Source organism: Flavitalea flava, assembly GCF_054461575.1.
Genome location: NZ_JBTLQH010000042.1, coordinates 34,653 through 54,288, shown reverse-complemented (window position 1 = coordinate 54,288; position 19,636 = coordinate 34,653). Strand labels below are relative to the sequence as shown.

Sequence of the window (19,636 nt, the reverse complement as noted above, 5' to 3'; positions counted from 1 at the left end):
CATGCTTACTGTTTTTCAGAAAGCAAAGCTACTTTCTCCTTCCTGAATAACATCGATGCTCCGGATCGTATGCTTACGATCCCGCAGGATTTGAAATATTCATTAGGCCTGGTGATGCGGAATTGGTAAGTGAAGAATAAAAACTGATTTCGGTATCTTTAACCACTAGATTGCCCCTCCAGTAATCAAAGGAATTATCGTAAATACCTGCTGAAATAGTTGCCAAAGTTGATCGCCTCTTTGTCTATCAAGGGAAAGCGCTATTGCAATCCTTGATATTATTCCAATTGCAATGCCTTTCCAGTCTGTTTTTGAAAGTCTTGTTACAGATTCAATAAGATAATCAAGCTTTTTATTTATGCTTTGCTGTTGCAGCTCTGAAGTGTTGAATCTTTCCGCAATTAAGCCTTTGAGACCCTCCATTGCGAGCCTTATTCTAGCAGCGTCATCTGCAGAAAATCTGCCAGTATCCTCGATGTTTATATTTTCGATTTTCAGATATTCGACCCCTTTTTTATATTCCTGCCAAAGATCAACAGCATTCTGATCATCTAAATAGGGCTGCACGTGTCTTTTCAGCCAGATACCAATATAAATGAGTATGTCGTCGATAGTCAAAGTGGATTGAGGGGAAGGATTATTTAACACATACATTGGTCCATATTCGGTATAGTTTATTGCGTATGCGTTGAAATTACTCGGAAACGGCTCTATCTTAAAGACAAATTTGGAATTCTTGAACTCAAGATTAGTAACATTGGGTTCATGACTGTAGGGACTGTCAAATAATTCGAATGCTATAAGACCATATTTACTTTGGTTTAAATACTCTACGATCTTATTTCTGTGTGTTTGTCTCATAAGATCAGTTTATGTTAACACCTAAGGTGGTCAGCCCAGAATAAATCTTTACTGCATTTCCGCTACAATCATAAAATAAAAAGGTGCAATACATTGAAAATCAATTTATTGCACCTTTATCGTGTGGAGATGAGGGGAGTCGAACCCCTGTCCAAACATATTCGCCGAAAGCTTTCTACATGTTTATTCTGGTATTAATTGTCGGGAAACGGCAGGAACCGGACTAACCGATCGTTTCCTTAGCTGGATGGTCTTAAGCAACGGGCACAGCCTTCCGTTGCAGCATCCTGTATTTTTTTTGAGTCGGCGGTGAAGCTTGGTAACAGGCTAACCTGCAACACGGCCCGAATGACTATCTAATCACTGATTAGGCAGCCATGGCATACGTAGTATTGCCATTTGAAATGTGAGTATTCAGATTAACGTGCTAATTACACAACGCACGACATGCTTACACTTTCAAAGATCTATGCTGTCAAAACCGGGCATCCCCAACTTCCCTGAGATTAGTATCTTACAATACGTCTCCGGGTTTATTACTGCAAATTTACAAAAAAAAAATTATCTAATTAAACAATCCCTTAACCACCCGGAAGATATCCAACCCCAACGCATAAGCCATCAGTGAGAACAGCAGGATCATACCCACCATCTGGGCGTATTCGATGAACTTATCGCTTGGCTTGCGGCCGGTGATCATTTCTACCAGGGTAAACAAGGCATGTCCTCCATCGAGGGCCGGTATCGGCAAAATATTCATAAAGGCCAGCAGGATGCTGAAAACCGCAGTCAGGGTCCAGAAACTCTGCCAGTCCCAGACCGGAGGAAAGATATTGGCAATACTAACCACACTGCCCAGGGAATCCTGTGTTTTTATTTCTTTGGAGGTAAAGAGCAATTTCAGGTTCCGGATATAATTGGTGAGCGTCGACACACTTCTCTGGACACCCGCTGGAATAGCCTGCAGGAAGGTATAGTTGACTTCTTTTACACCGAGTACTTCATCCGGACCTTTGTAAAAGATCCCATTCTCCCCTTTTTCATTGATATTAACGGAAGCATGAACGGTATCTTTTCCATTACGAAGGAAGGCCAGGTCTACATTCGTCCCTTTCCATTCCTTCGGGTAATCACGCATCGCGACCATCAGGTCCGTTGAATATTTGATGGGGTGTTTATTGAACCCGATCAGGCTATCTCCCTTCTGCACGGTTCCGCTGATGATCTTGGCTGATGGCAGGACCGAATCCACCAATAAGGGATATCTGAAATAAGTAAAACCTCCAAGACGGTTCTTATTTAATTGATTGATGAAACCTTCCGGTATGGCAATGTTCATTTTCTGCCCGTTCCGGTCGATAGTAATGAACTTAGCCTGGCTCATGATGATCTCCGATCCCGTCATTCCCTGTCTTTCCACTTCCTTACCGGCTACCGAAAGGATCTTATCGCCATCCTGTAAACCAATCCTGCGCCCCAGGCTATCCGCATAAACTCCGTATACCAGATTTTTTGAAGGGATATACCGATCACCCCAGGTCCACATGATCATAATAAAGATAACCAGGGCTAGTAATACATTCACCGTAACACCTCCCAACATGATGATCAGACGCTGCCAGGCCGGTTTACTGCGAAACTCATAGGGCTGGGCAGGCTGGTTCATTTGTTCCTTATCCATGCTCTCATCGATCATGCCGGAGATCTTCACATATCCGCCGAAAGGGATCCATCCCAGGCCATATTCCGTCTCACCGATCTTCTTTTTTACCAGGGAAAACCAGGGGTTAAAGAACAGGTAGAATTTTTCCACCCGGCATTTAAACCAACGGGCAGGTAAAAAATGTCCTAATTCATGCAACACTACCAGTATGGAGAAGGATAAAATGAACTGAAGTATTTTAATGCCGATCGCAGACCAATCAATTGCTAATAGTATCATATCCGGAAATCCACCCGCGGCGGAATTTTAATTTATTAATTAATGAATGTCATTGGGAATCTGATCTTTCCAGCTAACCCGGTGAAACTTGCCAAATATCTGCTAAATTTTAAATATCCCACCGCCATTGAAAAAAAACACGGAAAATTCTCATTTCTTTATGAATTACCCTTTTCCGGCGCCGTAAGGCCCTTTTGTTTAAACACGGCTGCCATCAATTTGTTCGTTCCTCCCCTGTTTACCATCAGAGCTTTATCAGGGAGGCGGCGAAATTACGGGCCTCGCCATCGCTTTCAAAATATTCTTCCAGCGTGGGATGTTCTATGAAAGGCACCTGTTGCATGGTGCGTTCCACCAGATCTGTCATATCCAGGAAACCGATGCGGTTTCGCAGGAAGGCAAATACCGCGATCTCGTTCGCCGCGTTCAGCACACAGGGAAGATTCCCGCCCTTGTTCAAGGCATCGGTCGCCAGGACCAGGTTCCGGAATGTTTTGGTATCGGGTTCCTCAAAATTGAGGGTGTTCGGCTTTTTAAAGTCATAACGGGGAAAATTATTCGCCAGACGCTGGGGGAACCCCATGGCATACTGGATCGGTAATTTCATATCGGGTAAGCCCATCTGCGCCTTTATACTCCCGTCTTCGAACTGAATCATGCTATGGATAATGCTCTGGGGATGGATCACCACCTGGACCTGTTCGGGACGAAGATTGAATAACCATTTGGCCTCGATCATCTCCAGACCCTTATTCATTAAAGTAGCGGAATCTATAGTGATCTTGGCCCCCATACTCCAGTTGGGGTGCTGAAGGGCATGATCTCTTTTGACATTGACCAGGAAATTGGGTTTTTTGCCTAAGAAGGGACCACCGGAAGCAGTGAGAATGATCTTTTCGATCCTGTTGCGGGTCTCGCCAACCAGGCATTGAAAGATGGCAGAATGCTCGGAATCCACCGGAATGACCGGTGCACGATTCTCCAGGGCCTTCTGCATGACAATATCCCCGGCGACGACCAGCGTTTCTTTATTGGCAAGGGCGACGGCCTTGCCGTTACCGATAGCTTTCAGGGTTGGACGCAGACCGGCAAATCCAACGATAGCCGCCAGCATCATGTCGTAACTGTCCATATCCGCCACTTCTTCCAGGGCCTTTTCACCCGCGAATACCTTTATAGGATGAGCAGCCAGGGCTTCCTTCACCCGGGGATATTTTTTTTCATCCCCGATCACGACGATATCCGGTTTGAAATGGAGGGCCTGCTTGATCAACAACTCATCATTGCTTTGGGCCGTCAATATTTCCGCGCTGAAAGCAGAAGAATTGGCGTCAATGACTTCAAGAGCCTGCCGGCCGACAGAACCGGTGGATCCAAATACAGCAATGCGTTTTTTTATTAAACCGTTGGACATGTTTAAAAAATTTCGGGATTGGAATTCGGGAAAAGAATGCGTATTACCCCGGTTATTGTTCTCAGAAACGATAAACTAATCAATATATTTTTCCAGCTCCTCTGCCAGTTTACGATCATTGCTCAGACGGGGTACTTTATTCTGCCCTCCCAGCTTGCCTACCGATTTCATATAATCAATAAATCCATTCTTTTTTACCGGGCGGATCTGAAGGGGCTGTAAAATATTCCCCGTGATCAGATCATCATAATAAATATTCTTTGTCCGTAAATTGGTATCTACTTTTATCGCAAAATCACGCATGTCGGCAGGTTTGTTCTCGAACTCTACAAACCATTCATGATAAGATTTCCCGCTATCCTGACGGATCATCGGAGCTACGGTGAATTCCGTAACCTGCAGACCAGCCTCCTGTGCAGCCTTCATCAGGCTGTATTCCACTTCTTCCCCGATAACATGTTCGCCGAAAGCGGAAATAAAATGTTTGATCCTCCCGGTCACTACGATCCGGTAGGGGTTGGTGGAAACGAAACGTACGGTATCGCCGATGCTATATCCCCAAAGACCGGCATTGGTATTGACGACCAGGGCATAATTTTCACCGATCCTGACATCCTTCAGCGCAAGACGGGTCGGGTTTTCCTTATGTATTTCACCGGCCGGAATAAATTCATAAAAAATGCCGCTGTTCGTATTTAAGAGCAGGCCTTCTTCCTCCTGGGTGTCCTGGAAAGCAAAAAATCCTTCGGACGCCGGGAACGTTTCAATCGTATCTACCTTTTTGCCGATACTTTCGAAAAGTTTGGCCTTATAGGGTTCGAAATTCACCCCTCCGTGAACGAAGACGGAAAAACCCGGAAAAATATCTTTTATGGGTTTCCCGCTAACCTTGACCAGCCGGTCGAAATACATTTGTACCCAGGGCGGAATACCGCTGATAAGGGCCATGTCCTGGCTGATCGTTTCTTCCACGATCTTATCGAGTTTGGTCTCCCAGTCTTCAATACAATTGGTTTCATAGGAAGGCAGCTGATTGCGACGGAGATAGCTCGGCACCTGGTGGTTCGAAATACCGCTTAACCGCCCTGTCGGTATGCCTCCGACCCTTTCCAGTTCGGGGGAACCGGATAAAAAGATCATTTTTCCGTCCATAAGGGACGTATTGCCCGTTTCGGCCATATAGCACATAACCGCATTACGCGCCGTATTAAAGTGATTTCCAATGGATTCCTTTGAGATGGGGATATATTTTACCCCGCTGGTGGTACCGGATGTTTTGGCGAGGTAAAGCGGTTTGCCCTTCCATAATACATTGTGCCGCCCCTCTTTGATCCGCTCTATATAGGGTTTGAACTGCTCATAATCCCGGACGGGAACAGCCTTGACATACTCCTCATACCCTGAAACCTGGTGAAACTGATGATCCTTTCCAAAATCCGTCAGTTTGCCGGTTTTAATAAGGTCTTTGAGTATGGCTGCCTGATCCTCTACCGCTGTAGTCATCCCCTTCTTTATACCACTATATATATAACTGGCAAACGGCTTTGCCAAGAGTGATTTTATCTTCACGTTCATGGCGACAAACCTACATTAAAATGCTCATTTTCCCTTAAATTCGCCACCCCTCCGGTTTTTTTCTGAACTTCCTTCTTTTTTTCGTGAAATCCCCTTACCTTTGCGACCCTAATATTGAATAAGTATGTTCGCAGTAGTAAAAATAGCCGGCCAGCAATTCAAGGTCCAAAAAGACCAAACATTGTACGTTCCTCATGTAGCAGGCAACGCCGGCGATAAATTAGAATTCGCAGAGGTACTCCTTGTGGATACCGACGGGAAATTATCCCTTGGTAACGATATCAAGGCTGTCATCAAGGCCGAGATCATCGGACAGGTGCAGGGTGATAAAGTGATAGCCTTTAAAATGAAGAGAAGGAAAGGTTTCCGTAAAAAACACGGTCACCGTACTCACTATACCAAGATTAAGATCAGCGGTATCGAATAATTCAGGAATTTATTTTCCGGATTACAAAAGAAAAAAAATAATTAACTACAAACTTTTATACGATGGCACATAAAAAAGGTGAAGGTAGTGTAAAGAACGGCCGCGACTCACAGAGTAAGCGTCTTGGAGTGAAGATCTACGGTGGTCAACCTGCAATCGCCGGCAATATCATTATTCGTCAAAGAGGTACTGAATACCATCCTGGAAAGAATATCGGTGTTGGAAAAGATTTCACTTTGTTTGCACTTGTTGACGGTTTAGTTGAATTTAAGAAGGGTAAAGGCGACAAAACCCATGTTAGTATCAATGCAGCAGAAGTAGGTGCTTAAAAAAAATATTTGAACAAATCAAAAATATTTTTTGGTTTTTTCAAATAAGTTTCTATTTTTATGTCTGTAAATTGATTTACTAACCAATTAAATTCAAAAAAAATGGCAACTGCAAAAAAAGCCGCTAAGAAAAAAGCCGCTCCCAAAAAGAAAGCTGCTCCTAAAAAGAAAGTAGCAAAGAAAGCCGCTAAGAAGAAATAGTTTCTTTTTTTTGGCAAATCATATCAAAGTCCCGAAGCGATTCGGGACTTTTTCATTTTGGTAGCTCCCCCAACAAAATAAAACCGGAAATCGACACAAAATCTCCCGAAACCCCTGTATTTAGTGGCTTTCAGATTCCGTTTCCTAATTGTTTCATAAGTATCTTTAGGTATAATTCTCCATAACTCTTTCCAAATGGACAACAACTTTATAGCCGACCAATTCGATATGCTCGCCAAATTAATGGACATCCATGGCGAAAATACATTCAAGATCCGGTCCTATTCGAATGCCGTATATACGATAGAAAAGCTACCCCGCCCCCTGACCGAAATGTCTCTTGCCGAGATGACCGCGGTAAAGAACATCGGGGACGCGATCGGCAAAAAGATCCTGGATACCATAAAAAACGGGGAATTACCCCTTCTCCGGGAATTTATTTCAAAGACCCCTCCCGGTATAATCGAAATGCTCGGGATCAAAGGGCTCGGTCCGAAAAAGATCATCACCATCTGGAAGGAAATGGAAGTCGAGTCCATTGGTGAACTACTATACGCCTGTCAGGAAAACAGGCTTCTTCTGTTTAAGGGCTTTGGTGAAAAGACACAAAACAATGTCCGGGAGTCGATCGAATTTTTCTTTAAAAGCCAGGGAAGCCATTTGTATGCAGACGTTGAAACCCATGCCCTGAGCCTGACCGCCAATCTTCAGGAATATTTTATCAACGAAAAAATCGAACTGACAGGAGCCTTCCGCCGTAACCTGGAGATCATCGATCGGCTGCAATGGGTAACGACCGCCAGCCCGGATGCTGCCAAACAATTTTTTGAGGCTAATGGATTCTCTGTAGAAGAGCCGGGAGCAAATAAAAATCCGGGTGCAAATGAAGGGCTTGGTGCAAATACCGAGAGCCCGAAGCGAATCCTGTTCAAAGGCCCCGAAGGGATAAATGGTGAATTCATTTTCACCCGTCCGGAAAATTTTGCCGTTACGCTGCTGGAAACCAGCTGCAGTAACGAATTCCTGGAGGCCTGGCAACAACGACCCAACTGGGATCGCACCCATCCTTTTGCCGCGGAAGAGGATATTTTTTCTGCCCATTCCCTACCCTTCATCCCTCCTTACCGGAGAGAACAAGCGACTATTCTGGAAAAGGCCGAACACCCCGATTATGTCCAGGTCTCCGATATTAGAGCTATCATTCATAGTCACAGTACCTGGAGCGATGGCTCAAATTCCCTGGAAGAAATGGCGAAAGCCTGTATAGATAAGGGTTTTGAATACCTGGTCATCAGCGACCACAGCAAGAGCGCCGGTTATGCCAACGGCCTGAAAGAGGATCGTATCAAAGAACAACACCAGCTAATCGAGACCCTGAATACGCAACTCGCCCCCTTTGTGATCTTTAAGAGCATCGAGTGCGATATACTGGGTGACAGCACCCTGGATTATACGGATAATATCCTTTCCACCTTTGACCTGGTCATCGCTTCGGTCCATTCCAATATTAAGATGAATGAAGAAAAGGCGATGATGCGTTTGCTCAGGGCTATAGAGAATCCCTATACCACCATTCTCGGACACCTGACCGGCCGTCTGTTACTAAGCCGTCCCGGCTATCCGGTGGATCATAAAAAGATCATCGATGCCTGTGCTGAAAACAAGGTCGTGCTGGAATTGAATGCTCATCCCCGCAGACTGGACATAGACTGGCGCTGGATCCATTATGCGCTGGAAAAAAATGTACTGATCTCCATTGATCCAGATGCCCACTCCACCAAGGGTTACAAGGATATAAAATATGGCGTGCTGGCTGCGCAGAAGGCAGGGCTGACACCGGAAAAGAACCTGAGCAGTTTTTCGCTCGCCCAATTTCAGGCATTTCTTGCAGCAAGAAAAAAAGCAAGGGGAATTTAAGGACGGCTGCGAGCCGCAACCTTCAAGGTGCAAGTTGAAAGCCGCAAGCCGCAACCATCAAGGTTAAAGCTTCAAGCCTCAAGCTTGTTCTAACGCCCGAAGGAACGGCAATTCCACATAGAAGGTGGTGCCTTCCCCTACAACGGTCTGGAACCAGATCTTGCCCTTGGCCTGTTCGACGATCGTCTTGCTCATCGCCAGACCCAAACCGGTGCCGGAGGACTTGGTCGTAAAGTTGGGTATGAAGATTTTCGATTGCATGTCCGGGGGAATACCTTCTCCGTTATCGGTAACCTTTATGATGATCGAATGGTCCTTCAGTTCTTCACTCACACTGACAACCTTTTTGGTATTGCTTTCGCAGGCTTCCAGGGCATTCTGCAGCAGGTTGGTGAACAAACGGTTCAATTGCGTTTTATCGGCAAAGACCATGATCCGCTGATGGACCGGCACCCATTTGAACAGCAGGTTCTCTGTCATTTCGTACAAAGAAGTGAGCGGGTATAACATTTCATGCAGGTCGAAGACTTCGTTGCGGGGATTGCCGATATTGGCGAACTGGGAAAAGTCGGAGGCGATCTTGGATAAATGGTCGATCTGTTCCACCAGGGTCTTGGCTACGCTACCGGCCAGTTCCTTCACATTCGCCGAATTATTATCGATAGCTTTCTGCAGGTATTGGATGCTCAGTTTCATGGGGGTCAGCGGGTTCTTGATCTCATGAGCCACCTGCCGGGCCATTTCCCTCCAGGCTCCTTCCCTTTCGCTCTTTGCCAAAGCAGAGGCGCTTTCCTCGAGTTTCTTTACCATCTTATTGTACTCCTTCACCAGGCCGCCAATCTCATCATTGCGTTTCCATTCTATTTCTTCATTCGTTTTGCCCAGGTTCACCTGCCGCATCTTTTCGGAGATCAGGGTGAAGGAATTGGTTATCCGGTTCGTCAGGAATAAGGCGATCGTCCCGGCGATCAGGAAAATAAAGGCATTCAGGTTGATGATGGTAACCAGGAAATTGGAGATCTCTTCTTTTAATTCATCCTGCGTGGTAAAGGAGGGTATATTCAGATAAGCATAGGCATTCCCGTTCTGGTCGCGCAACGGGCGATAAATGCTGACATAGGAAACCCCTCCCACCTGTTCAAAATTCGTGAACTGGATCGTATTCAGCTGGTGAAGATTATAATAAGCCTGGGGATGCATTTTTTTACTGAGGATCCCTTTATTATAAACAAAAAGATTGGAGGAGACCTGCAGATCTCCGTCCAGGTCATACAGGTTAATATCGGTGCTGTGGACCTGGGCGATCTCTTCTATCAGGTGTTGCAGACCGCGTTTGGCCTCGGGATAATATAATCTCCATTCCTCTCCGGAACTTACCCTACCCGCCAGTTTGCTCTGAACCTCGCTCACCATGATCTGCATGGCCATGCTCAACCTGTCCTGGTTATTACGGGTATACCGGTTATAAAAGAACAGGATCGTGGCCACGCCAATCACCACAAAGGAGAAGAGACTGATGAAAATGATGGTCGTATGGATCTGGGACCGGATATTCATCTGCCAATAGGTCTTTAACTGGCTCCAATGCAAACGGGACCATATGAGCAGGGCGGACAGCCGGAACAACGCTACCAGGAAAAGGAAGGCGCTGAACAGGTAGGCAAATAAGGTGATATCCTCGATTGCTGAATTATCCCTTTTTACGACAACCACGAAATTATCATCGGAGATCCGGTGCCAGAGTTCGTCATAAGGGCCTTTGCGGACATGTACAAAATCCGTTTTGGGTATCTGCTCAGCGGAAAGATGAGTAGGGAAAGGGTAATCCGTATTATCGCTGATCAGCTCTCTTCTGTTATAGATAGCATAATATCCATAATATCCGGGGAGGTTCTCTTTTTTCTGCCGGAAAAGTTCCGGAACCAGCGCATCTTCCGTTTTATACCGTTTGGGATCGGCTAAAATGAACAGGTAACCTTCCATTTTTCCGGAACTATCCTGTTTGATCGATTTTTTATAAATGTAGGTATACTTGTCAAATGACTTTTCATAATACCGCAGGTCCGGGATATCCGTTTTTTTACCCAGTACGGTAAAAATAGTATTGAGGGTATCATAAGAGATGGAAGGCTCATTAAAAAGAGGCTTCTCATCCCCGGTATAGGTATACAGCCTTGTATCGAATTTATTCTGGTAGGCGCTGAAGTTCTGATTGACCATGCTGTCTTTCATGGCCAGATTGGAGACGGGGTCCCTGAACCTCGAAAAATGCTGGCTCAGGTATTCATTATCGATATAACTGAATACGATACTCAGCACTTTTTCGCTGGAAGGGTCGGCCTGTTCGGATAAACTTTCGGCCATCCTTCTCCGGTTATCTTCCTCCATTTTCCGGGTCTCAAAAAGAATAACGGAGGAAATAGACGTGGAAAAGATAAAGAGCCAGAACAAGACTTCCGATACATTCAATCGGAACCGGAGATCGGAGAATATCCTCCGCTGCATCAGCCATACATAAGCCAGCAGCCATAACAGGACGAAGATATCCAGTTCTACCGTACCCGGTTTACGGATAAAGGTCAGCATCAGCAGCCCGATAAACCCAATGAGGATATACAGCACAATGGAAAGGGAACGGATCAGATAACCCACCAGTTGAAAAAGGACCTGCGACAAAAAGAAATAGCCCAGGGCCAGGGCAGCCAGCGCAATAAAACCGACAAAACTGTAATTATTCAGCAGACTGAAGAAATTGGTCACATTAAAAGAGATCTTGGCATCCCTTACCAAAGACTGAACAATATTGGCAAAGGCAAAGGTCGTGATCACCATCAGAAAAAGGAGCAATACGGTCCAGAGCCAATTCCTCCATTTTTTCTCCGACTCCGGAATGGTGTATTCACTGATCTCCCGTTTGACGAACAGGATGATCCAGCAAAACAAAAAGGCATTAATGATCAGATCCCCTAAAGAACTCAACACGATGCTCGAACTATAGATCGTTGGATCGAACAACTCGAATTGCCGTAAATTAAGCTGATCGGGAGATAAATAAACCAGGATCCTGAGTAGCAGGATCACCGAGATCAGAAAGCCGATCCCCAGTGCCGCGCCCCATTTTTCCCGGATGGTATGCGATACGTTATGGAAAATGACCAGAACCAGCAATACACCCAGCAGGACCACCAGCGGGATCAGCCAATTGTGGGATGGCGCCTGGTAACCCGGTTTTTTGGCCAGGTAGAACAAGATGTTTCCAAAGGAATTTTTTACCGGAAAGGCCGTTGGCTCTTCTGTTATCGTTACCCTTTCCCCCGCAGAAGGGAAGTCGGTAAATTCAGGCACCATATTGCTGGTAGCAATATAATACTGCCAATAGACCGGTATCAGGGCAATGGCCACCAGGGTCCTTTTATCCGGGAGTTCCAGGGTCTTGCGGATACATTCATATTGCCCGTTGCTGAGACGGACAAAACGATGACCGTCGGTATCCTCCAACAGGGCTTGTGTCGGGAGCGATTGCTGATCGTTCCAGAATTTCAGGGTCGCCGGTACCCCAATGGAATCGATCTCATACAGGAATACTCCGTATTTCTTTTCGGTCAGTGTGCTCAGTTCCTGTTCCGTATATTGATTCTTACAGAGTCTGCCGATCAGTGCGGTATCCCGGGTCAGTTTGTCAAAATCATGTTCCCGGTCCTGCAAAAAGGACTGAATGGAATTACGCAGCATACTGACCGAAGTATCGCTGTTGTAATACAGGTTCAGAAAATATCCGCTGAAGAATAATATGGCAGCCGCCAATAAAAGGTGACTGTTCTTGCGGAAAATATTAATAAGAAAAGACTTCAATCCTATGGTTTATGGTTTTGGAATCCCCTGTTCCTTAATCTCATTCCAGATGCTGTCCATTTCTTCCAGGGTCATATCGCCCAGCGACCTTCCCCGGGATTGAGCAACCTCTTCCATCCGGGTAAACCGGCTGATAAATTTCCTGTTCGCCTTCTCCAGGGAATTCTCCGCATCCAACTGCAAAAACCGTGCGTAATTGACCAGCGAAAACGCCAGATCCCCATATTCCTCTTCTATTTTAGCCTGATCCTTCAACATAACGGCCTCCTGTAATTCATCCATTTCCTCCTTCACCTTGTCCCAGACCTGGGCTGCCTCCTCCCATTCAAAACCGATCTTTCCGGCCTTCTCCTGAAGCCGGGTGGCTTTCACCGTTGCCGGTAAGGCAAGCGGCACTCCGCTAAGCACAGATTTTTTGCCTTCTTTCAGTTTCAGCTTTTCCCAATTCCGTTTGACATCTTCCTCATTGGTGACTTCCACCAGGCCTTCCTGACCGGTGATCTCACCGTAAATATGCGGATGACGGCTGATCAGTTTATCGCATACCCCATTGATCACTTCTTCCAGCGTGAACTTTCCCTGCTCTTTTCCAATCCGGGCATAAAAGACAATATGCAGGAGCAGATCTCCTAATTCTTCCTTTATCCCTTTCCAGTCCTCTTCCGTGATCGCATCGGCAAGTTCATACAATTCCTCGATGGTGAGCGGGCGAAGGGTCTGAATGGTCTGTTTACGATCCCAGGGGCATTTTTCCCTTAACTCATCCATGATCTCCACAAGCCGTTTGAAAGAAGCCGTAATTTCGTTCATATAATAATTTTTTTGCTAAATCGGAGGGCCGACTTTTAGATCGATATGGCAGAGATCAAAATAAACAAGATCAGCAATATCGTATTGACGATAAAGGCCAGCATACAGGCCAACGAATATTTGATAAAGGTTTTGAATCTTCCCTGCCCGTAAAATCCCCGCATGGCCTTGTAAAGGTAGATCATGATGTAGAGTACCAGGAAAAAGATGGAAATATTTGTCAGTACCCCGAACCAACCCCAGCCAAGAAGAGCGGACAGTTTTTGCAGTAACACGATCGCCATTATCAAAATGAACGTAGCACAATAGACATGAATAGTGAAAATGCCATGATCCACATAATAGAACTCTTTTTTCCGGCGGAAATAAAGGATGTTCAGGATCAGGGCAAAAAAGGGAAGGGAAAAGAATAATATTTTGGGGAAAGAATGCAACAGGTTCTCCAGGAAATGTTCAAGGTAATGTTTCCTGTCATGGCGAAATTCCGACGCGGCAGCAATTATCTTACGTTTCATCGTATTGCTGAACCATCCATCCCGCTGGTCCTCCGGCAATTTCTGCTGGGCAGAATCATAAACCTCCACCGTTTCGTACCCGCCCGCCATCGTCCCTAAAACGCTCATATCATTGTCCTTGCTGTTAACTGTATCATTCTGTTTGACAACAGCATGTTGGGAACTGCTGTCCCTGGATTTGTACCTGTAACTGTACCGGAAACCGGTATCAACTATCACCTTTTTTTCCTGCGCAACGATCGCCTTTCTTTCTTTGGAGCTGAAAGTCCGGGTCGTCGTATCTCCATAAACTGTTTTGATAGCAGCTATTTCGGCTTTCCGTTTGATGATCTGCTCCTGCAGATCCTGTTTGTCCTCCTTATCTACAAAATCGGTCAGACTGTTCAGCTTGGTCTCCAGTTCCTTTTCTCTTTGTTCCAGTTCAGCAAGATTTTTTCTGACTCCCTGGTTTTCCGGAGTGAGATTCATATTCATATGAACCAGGTCGTCCGGCTTTTTCAGGGAGAACAGGATCAGGAAAAAAATGGCAGAAGTGAATACATACATCCGGATGGGGTTCAGATAACTGGCCCGGCGGCCTGCCACATATTCTTTGGATAAAAAACCGGGTTTCCGGATCAGGTATTTTCCCGTACTGAAGAATTTCCCGTCAAAATGGGTGATGTCGTTAAAAAAATGCAGGATCAGGTGCAAGACGGTTTCTTTGGGCTCCAGATTTTCCTGTCCGCAAACATGACAATACCGCCCGGATAAGGCGGTATGGCAGTTCAAACAGATCTTTTCTTTCCTTTCCTTTAGATGCGACATGTGACTTGCGGGGAAATTTTGACTAAAATAACAAACTTAGCAGGTTCTGATACATTAAAAAAGGTATTTTTTCGTTTAGGGTAATGATTTCTAAATTTGCTCCCAAATGGACCGAATGAAGTGTATTACCGGATTTAGCCTTTTGATCCTGATTTGTCAGACCTGTGCAGCCCAATATTATTACAAAGACCTGGTGCTGACCAGGCAAACGACCAGCCAATGGAAGTTATACAAGGAAAATAAGGTAAAAATGGTCACCCTCAGCAGTTTGGAAGGGGATGGCCGGCCTACGGAAGGTTTCCAGGCAGAACAGGAAGTCAGCGGGGATTTCTCCCGGATCTCGACTTATACCCGGTCTTCCGGAACCACCGAATCCAGACTGATCGTCTATTATTCCCCTACCGGAGCTCCTGTCCGGACGGTTGATACCAGTGATACCTATAAGAGCAGCTCCGAATATCAATATGACCCCAATGGCTGGCTACAGGTCATTACCAATACTTCCCTCGAAACGGATAACCAGTTAAAAGACGTAGAGCAGCATCTCTGGCAATATGACCAGGGAGGAAAACCAACTTCCATGCTAAAGATCAAGAACGGCAATGATAGCACCCTTGTACGCTTCGTCAGGGACGAAAAAGGAAATATTGCAGAAGAAAGGGCTACCCGTAAAAAAACCGATCTGCCAATTATCTATTATTACTATGACGACGCCAACCGGCTTACGGATATCGTGCGATATAATGCCAAGGCCCAACGGCTGCTGCCGGAAACCATTTTTGAATACAGTGAAACGGGCAACCTTTTGTCCATGTTGGTCGTACCGGCAGGAAGCAATGATTATCAGAAATGGTATTACGAGTACAATGATAAAAATCTGAAGGCAAAGGAATCCTGTTTCAATAAGAAAAAAATCTTGCTGGGCAGGATTGAGTATAGTTATAAATAGCTGGCTTGCGGCTCTTAATCTATTTAATATATGCGTATTCTTTTCACCCTGGTCCTGGTTCTTTCTGCCGCCCTCACGCAGGCCCAGGATCTCGATTATCCGGATTACCGCAATAAAAAGGATAATTTCGTCAAGATCCCGGACAAACCGCTCCGGGCAGATATAGCGTCCTTCGCCCTGGCTGCCGTTGATGAAAGCATCGGTAAGGCCCAGTTGAACACCATTCCCATAAAAGAATATGATGCCAAATGGATGGTATTCGAAGGGGAGAATATCCAGGTCACCATCCGGACCGGTATATTCCATCCGACCATGCATAAGCTGATGTTCTCGGAAAAACATCTTGTTAAGATCGACGGCAAACCCTATTATGGCGGGAATTACGGTGAAATCCCAAAAACAAACATAGAATCGATTACCGTGGTGATAGGTAAAGACACGATCCCTGTTCCTGCTTCGGCTTATTTCGATCTCTATGATCCAAAATTCAGCTTCAATCAATCCGGATCCACTCGCACCCGGAACGCAGTTTATCTATCCGTCGACAAACACAGTTTCTATATCTATATGTTGAATATAGAGAACAAAGGCAGCGAATTTACCTGGGTTATCCGGGACAAACAATACCTGCGCCGGGTAGTTGATTATGGATTTCTCCCCTAAATCATCTTGTTCTAGGCCTTCTCATACTTTTTTCTCGTTTTGGTAATGGCCGCCCGGTTTTCAATGGCCCAAAGACGCAATGCCTCTACATGAGGGACCAGACTCCTGCCCAGGGCAGTGAGACGATATTCAACCTTCGGCGGTATCTCGGGATATAATTTTCTTGATACCAGTCCATTGGATTCCAGGGTCCGAAGGGTGACCGTAAGCATCTTCTGGGATACATCGCCAATGAGGTTCGCCAGTTCATTAAAACGCAGGACAGTTTTTCTTTCCAGGACCAGGATCACCAGCAGGGACCATTTGTCGCTGAAACGATCCAATATCAGTCTGACCGGGCAACCCTCGGCATCGAATATCGTTTCGAAATTTTCTTTTTTACCTGCACTCATAATTTTGGGTTTTTCTTAAAATTTATGGCCACCTATTCTCCTGATTTCCAACTATACTTACCCCGACGTAACTGAATAACGTGGTGGTGCCTTCTTGTCCGGTGTTCAGTTACCAATTACCTTTGACTTTCTAAAAGTAAGTAAATTCCCATGAAAAGTTATCACGTTACGTATGGCGGCGGTCTGGAAAGTCTTATCCTTAGGGAGCATGAAACTCCTGTTCCGGGTCCCGGACAGGTATTGGTCAGGGTCTATGCCAACTCGCTTAATTTCCGGGAGATCGCTATTCTCCGGGGCAGATACCCGCTGCCGGTCAAACAGCCGGATGTAGTCGCTGTTTCAGACGGGGCTGGTGAAGTAGTGGCTGTAGGACCGGGTGTAAGCCGCACCAAACCGGGGGATCGGGTAATGGCCACTTTATTTCCGCATTGGACAGGTGGTCCCTTTTCCTGGGAGAATGCCGCCCAGACAGGAGGATCCCTCGACGGTCTGCTAACAGAATTTGCGCTCCTGCAGGAAGAAGCTGTAGTTCAAATCCCGGATCATCTTTCCTACAATGAAGCAGCAACACTGCCCTGTGCGGCTGTCACTGCCTGGAATGCACTAATGGACGGACGTCCGGTCCTTGCAGGCGAGACCGTCCTAACGCTGGGATCGGGAGGCGTATCCTTGTTCGCGCTGCAATTCGCCAAATTAGCCGGAGCCAGGGTAATAGCAACCACCGGCAGCGAAGAGAAAGAAGAAAGACTAAAAGCCCTCGGAGCGGATGAAGTGATCAACTATCGCCGCACACCGGATTGGCATCTCGAAGTTCGTAAATTAACAGGCGGCAAGGGCGTCGAAAAGGTGATCGAGATCGGCAGCGATTCCTTCGATAAATCGATCAAATCAACTGCCGTGGAAGGACAGATCAGTTTTGTCGGCAGACTCGGAGCAGGCATCCCCACTATCGATCTCAATACGCTGTTTGGTTCCGTCGCCTCCATAAGGGTCGTAGCCACCGGCAGCAGGGCTCATTTCCGGGCCATGAACCAGGCCATTGCCGCGCATAAACTAAGACCGGTTATCGACAAGGTGTTTTCCTTCGGGCAAGCACATGATGCCTACCGCTATTATGAAGCAGGCAACTATTTTGGAAAGATCATTATCAGCCAGTGCTAAAATCCGGTCTGAAGCTCCGATGCTAATCCTTGGCTCAGATTGCCCCGGGTGTAATTTTAATAACGCCAGGCCTTCAGATCGGCCCCTTTGGGGGAACGGGTCTTCACTTCCTCCGCCCATTTCTTTATATACATCTGGTGATAACGGAGACGGCTGATATAATTCGGTTCTGTATGGTCTCCGTTCCAGCAATGTTCGGCGCGGTCGCCATAATCGACCTGGCAGGCGCAGGAAGGTGCTTTTAATTGTTTGAGCATGTCTTCGGCGGAATACACGGCATTGTTCAGGTAATAACTATCCATATCTCCAACATAGATATGGATCTTTCCCTTGAGTAATTCCCCGATCTTGGGCCAGTCACGTTGTATGATATGGGTGAGATCAAAATGTTCTTTCCAATAAGCGGCAACGGAAGAATCGATAGCACCGGTATATTTATCGAAGATCCGTTTGGGATATCCATCCGGGCCAGCGGGTGAATACACGGCTTCCCAGATATCGAACTGATCTCCGCTGCGGCTGCGGGTGCCAAGAGCCAGTTCCCGCTGGTTGGTTTCTTTTACCGTTGTACCCACATGACCCAGATAATCGCGGTGGGCAGGACGGAAGGTTTTTTTGAAACTGTTCTCGTTGCCGGCATAATAGGCATTCTTATCATTATAAATATCGACGGTCATGTAGTGATGAAAATCGATCGGGTCCGGGCAGGCGGCATAACAGCCATTATACTGGTCAGGGTAAAATACCTGAACGGCCAGCGCTTCCCATCCCCCGGTGGAGCCGCCATAGGTGAACCGCGCCCATCCCTGACCGATACCCCGGAAACGTCTTTCGATCTCGGGAATCAGTTCATAGGTAATGGCATCGCCATAAGGACCCAGGTTCTCGGAATTGACGGCATATGAATCGTCATAATAGGGATTGGCATGTTCTATTTCTATGGCCAATACCCGGGGGAAGCCAGGGCCTGTCCATTGTTTGTAGAAATCATAGGCCTCCTGCTCAACGATCCTGTTATAGCCGTAGATTTTAAATCGTGAATTATATTCAGGCTTTAGGTCCTCCCCCTTTAGGCTCTCCCCCTTTAGGGGGTCGGGGGGTGGGGCTGTCATACTGAACCCGCCGAAATCGGCAGGAAAATGACCATGCATTATAGCTAGGGGATATTTGACGGCAGGATGCTGCTCAAAGCCTTCCGGCAAAAGGATATGCGCCCCGATAAACATAGGTCTGCCCCAGAATTCGGTCAGCATTTTGCTCTGTATCCGGATATGTTTAATATACCGCGTATCTGCAGGCTCCGGGATGGGAGGAATGACCTGATCGATCGTAAGGCTTATCTCTTTAGAAACAGCAGGATCGAAATGGATCCTGACAGGCCTGGAATAAATATTGCCGGGAGCGGTATTCCAATGCTGGCCTTCTCCCCTGTCCATCGGTAGTTTGACCGTAGCACCGGTTTTCAGATGGAAGGTCTCATATTTATGCAGGAGTACCTGTACGGTATAATCACCGGCCGGGATATCCTTTAGCCGTTCGATCGGATAACCAAAGGCATGCATGTCCATCAATTCCGAAATTCCCGGTTGCCAATTGTCCACATCTATACCAAAAACCAGCTGGGTTGTCGCTTCATCATTTATCTGGAACCGGGGTTCGGTCCCTTCCATATCCGAAAACAATAAAAGAAGGCGTCCGTCGAGAGCCGGTTGGCCCAACGCATTGGAAATGGATACCCGGAAGGTTTGGGCATGACTGGACAATACGGATAAAATGCTTAGTGCGGACAACAGGCCCGTGAGCAGGAATGATCTTTTCATA

15 protein-coding genes and 1 other RNA gene are annotated in these 19,636 nt (G+C 46.3%); 6 read left to right on the top strand and 10 right to left on the bottom strand.

Features of this window, described 5'->3' with window-relative positions; translation table 11 throughout:
* Positions 1–165: 165 nt before the first annotated feature.
* The 5 genes from ACX0G9_RS25730 to ACX0G9_RS25710 all read right to left on the bottom strand — a co-directional run bounded on the left by ACX0G9_RS25730 (position 166) and on the right by ACX0G9_RS25710 (position 5,786).
* Positions 166–861: a hypothetical protein gene (locus ACX0G9_RS25730; protein ID WP_459067840.1), complete on the bottom strand. Its 696-nt coding sequence runs from the start codon at positions 859–861 to the stop codon at positions 166–168.
* A 121-nt stretch (positions 862–982) separates the two neighbouring features.
* Positions 983–1,354, bottom strand: a transfer-messenger RNA (tmRNA) gene (gene ssrA, locus ACX0G9_RS25725).
* Positions 1,355–1,426: 72 nt separating this feature from the next.
* Positions 1,427–2,803 carry an RIP metalloprotease RseP gene (gene rseP, locus ACX0G9_RS25720; protein ID WP_459067839.1) on the bottom strand — a complete coding sequence of 459 codons (1,377 nt, stop codon included), beginning with the start codon at positions 2,801–2,803 and terminating at the stop codon, positions 1,427–1,429.
* Positions 2,804–3,047: 244 nt separating this feature from the next.
* On the bottom strand, positions 3,048–4,217 hold the full coding sequence (locus ACX0G9_RS25715; protein ID WP_459067838.1) for a 1-deoxy-D-xylulose-5-phosphate reductoisomerase: 1,170 nt from the start codon (positions 4,215–4,217) through the stop codon (positions 3,048–3,050).
* Positions 4,218–4,292: 75 nt separating this feature from the next.
* Positions 4,293–5,786: a GH3 auxin-responsive promoter family protein gene (locus tag ACX0G9_RS25710; protein WP_459067841.1), complete on the bottom strand. Its 1,494-nt coding sequence runs from the start codon at positions 5,784–5,786 to the stop codon at positions 4,293–4,295.
* A 130-nt stretch (positions 5,787–5,916) separates the two neighbouring features.
* Between ACX0G9_RS25710 and rplU the strand changes: the two genes are divergently transcribed.
* The 3 genes from rplU (at position 5,917) to ACX0G9_RS25695 (ending at position 8,666) form a co-directional block, all read left to right on the top strand.
* Positions 5,917–6,219 carry a 50S ribosomal protein L21 gene (gene rplU, locus ACX0G9_RS25705; protein WP_459067837.1) on the top strand — a complete coding sequence of 101 codons (303 nt, stop codon included), beginning with the start codon at positions 5,917–5,919 and terminating at the stop codon, positions 6,217–6,219.
* Positions 6,220–6,281: 62 nt separating this feature from the next.
* Positions 6,282–6,548, top strand: a complete 267-nt coding sequence (gene rpmA / locus ACX0G9_RS25700) for a 50S ribosomal protein L27 (RefSeq protein ID WP_459067836.1) — start codon at positions 6,282–6,284, stop codon at positions 6,546–6,548.
* Positions 6,549–6,944: 396 nt separating this feature from the next.
* Complete coding sequence (locus ACX0G9_RS25695; RefSeq protein ID WP_459067835.1) at positions 6,945–8,666, top strand: PHP domain-containing protein; 1,722 nt, start codon at positions 6,945–6,947, stop codon at positions 8,664–8,666.
* Between the two features lie 78 nt (positions 8,667–8,744).
* Here ACX0G9_RS25695 and ACX0G9_RS25690 read toward each other — a convergent pair whose 3' ends face one another.
* The 3 genes from ACX0G9_RS25690 to ACX0G9_RS25680 are packed head-to-tail and all read right to left on the bottom strand — an operon-like array spanning position 8,745 to position 14,650.
* Complete coding sequence (locus tag ACX0G9_RS25690) at positions 8,745–12,518, bottom strand: ATP-binding protein (protein WP_459067834.1); 3,774 nt, start codon at positions 12,516–12,518, stop codon at positions 8,745–8,747.
* Between the two features lie 9 nt (positions 12,519–12,527).
* Positions 12,528–13,328 carry a nucleoside triphosphate pyrophosphohydrolase gene (gene mazG, locus ACX0G9_RS25685; RefSeq protein ID WP_459067833.1) on the bottom strand — a complete coding sequence of 267 codons (801 nt, stop codon included), beginning with the start codon at positions 13,326–13,328 and terminating at the stop codon, positions 12,528–12,530.
* Between the two features lie 35 nt (positions 13,329–13,363).
* Positions 13,364–14,650, bottom strand: coding sequence for a DUF3667 domain-containing protein (locus ACX0G9_RS25680; protein WP_459067832.1), 1,287 nt, complete (start codon positions 14,648–14,650; stop codon positions 13,364–13,366).
* Positions 14,651–14,765: 115 nt separating this feature from the next.
* On the opposite strand from ACX0G9_RS25680, the gene ACX0G9_RS25675 reads away from it, so the two are divergent.
* Both ACX0G9_RS25675 and ACX0G9_RS25670 read left to right on the top strand, forming a co-directional pair.
* Positions 14,766–15,599 (top strand): hypothetical protein, encoded by an 834-nt coding sequence (locus tag ACX0G9_RS25675; RefSeq protein WP_459067831.1) that lies wholly within the window; start codon positions 14,766–14,768, stop codon positions 15,597–15,599.
* 30 nt (positions 15,600–15,629) lie between these two features.
* A complete protein-coding gene (locus ACX0G9_RS25670) occupies positions 15,630–16,262 on the top strand; it encodes a hypothetical protein (RefSeq protein WP_459067830.1) in 633 nt (210 codons plus the stop codon).
* Between the two features lie 11 nt (positions 16,263–16,273).
* On the opposite strand, the gene ACX0G9_RS25665 is transcribed toward ACX0G9_RS25670, so the two are convergent.
* A complete protein-coding gene (locus ACX0G9_RS25665; RefSeq protein WP_459067829.1) occupies positions 16,274–16,654 on the bottom strand; it encodes a winged helix-turn-helix transcriptional regulator in 381 nt (126 codons plus the stop codon).
* Between the two features lie 150 nt (positions 16,655–16,804).
* On the opposite strand from ACX0G9_RS25665, the gene ACX0G9_RS25660 reads away from it, so the two are divergent.
* Complete coding sequence (locus ACX0G9_RS25660; RefSeq protein WP_459067828.1) at positions 16,805–17,815, top strand: zinc-dependent alcohol dehydrogenase family protein; 1,011 nt, start codon at positions 16,805–16,807, stop codon at positions 17,813–17,815.
* Positions 17,816–17,871: 56 nt separating this feature from the next.
* On the opposite strand, the gene ACX0G9_RS25655 is transcribed toward ACX0G9_RS25660, so the two are convergent.
* The gene (locus tag ACX0G9_RS25655) at positions 17,872–19,635 is read right to left on the bottom strand and encodes a hypothetical protein (RefSeq protein WP_459067827.1); all 1,764 of its coding nucleotides are present in this window, start codon (positions 19,633–19,635) and stop codon (positions 17,872–17,874) included.
* Position 19,636: the final 1 nt, after the last annotated feature.

Coding starts and splice junctions, on each gene's coding strand:
- ACX0G9_RS25730 (WP_459067840.1), bottom strand. CDS start 861: ATGAGACAAACACACAGAAATAAGATCGTAGAGTATTTAAACCAAAGT.
- rseP (WP_459067839.1), bottom strand. CDS start 2,803: ATGATACTATTAGCAATTGATTGGTCTGCGATCGGCATTAAAATACTT.
- ACX0G9_RS25715 (WP_459067838.1), bottom strand. CDS start 4,217: ATGTCCAACGGTTTAATAAAAAAACGCATTGCTGTATTTGGATCCACC.
- rplU (WP_459067837.1), top strand. CDS start 5,917: ATGTTCGCAGTAGTAAAAATAGCCGGCCAGCAATTCAAGGTCCAAAAA.
- rpmA (WP_459067836.1), top strand. CDS start 6,282: ATGGCACATAAAAAAGGTGAAGGTAGTGTAAAGAACGGCCGCGACTCA.
- ACX0G9_RS25695 (WP_459067835.1), top strand. CDS start 6,945: ATGGACAACAACTTTATAGCCGACCAATTCGATATGCTCGCCAAATTA.
- mazG (WP_459067833.1), bottom strand. CDS start 13,328: ATGAACGAAATTACGGCTTCTTTCAAACGGCTTGTGGAGATCATGGAT.
- ACX0G9_RS25680 (WP_459067832.1), bottom strand. CDS start 14,650: ATGTCGCATCTAAAGGAAAGGAAAGAAAAGATCTGTTTGAACTGCCAT.
- ACX0G9_RS25675 (WP_459067831.1), top strand. CDS start 14,766: ATGAAGTGTATTACCGGATTTAGCCTTTTGATCCTGATTTGTCAGACC.
- ACX0G9_RS25670 (WP_459067830.1), top strand. CDS start 15,630: ATGCGTATTCTTTTCACCCTGGTCCTGGTTCTTTCTGCCGCCCTCACG.
- ACX0G9_RS25665 (WP_459067829.1), bottom strand. CDS start 16,654: ATGAGTGCAGGTAAAAAAGAAAATTTCGAAACGATATTCGATGCCGAG.
- ACX0G9_RS25660 (WP_459067828.1), top strand. CDS start 16,805: ATGAAAAGTTATCACGTTACGTATGGCGGCGGTCTGGAAAGTCTTATC.
- ACX0G9_RS25655 (WP_459067827.1), bottom strand. CDS start 19,635: ATGAAAAGATCATTCCTGCTCACGGGCCTGTTGTCCGCACTAAGCATT.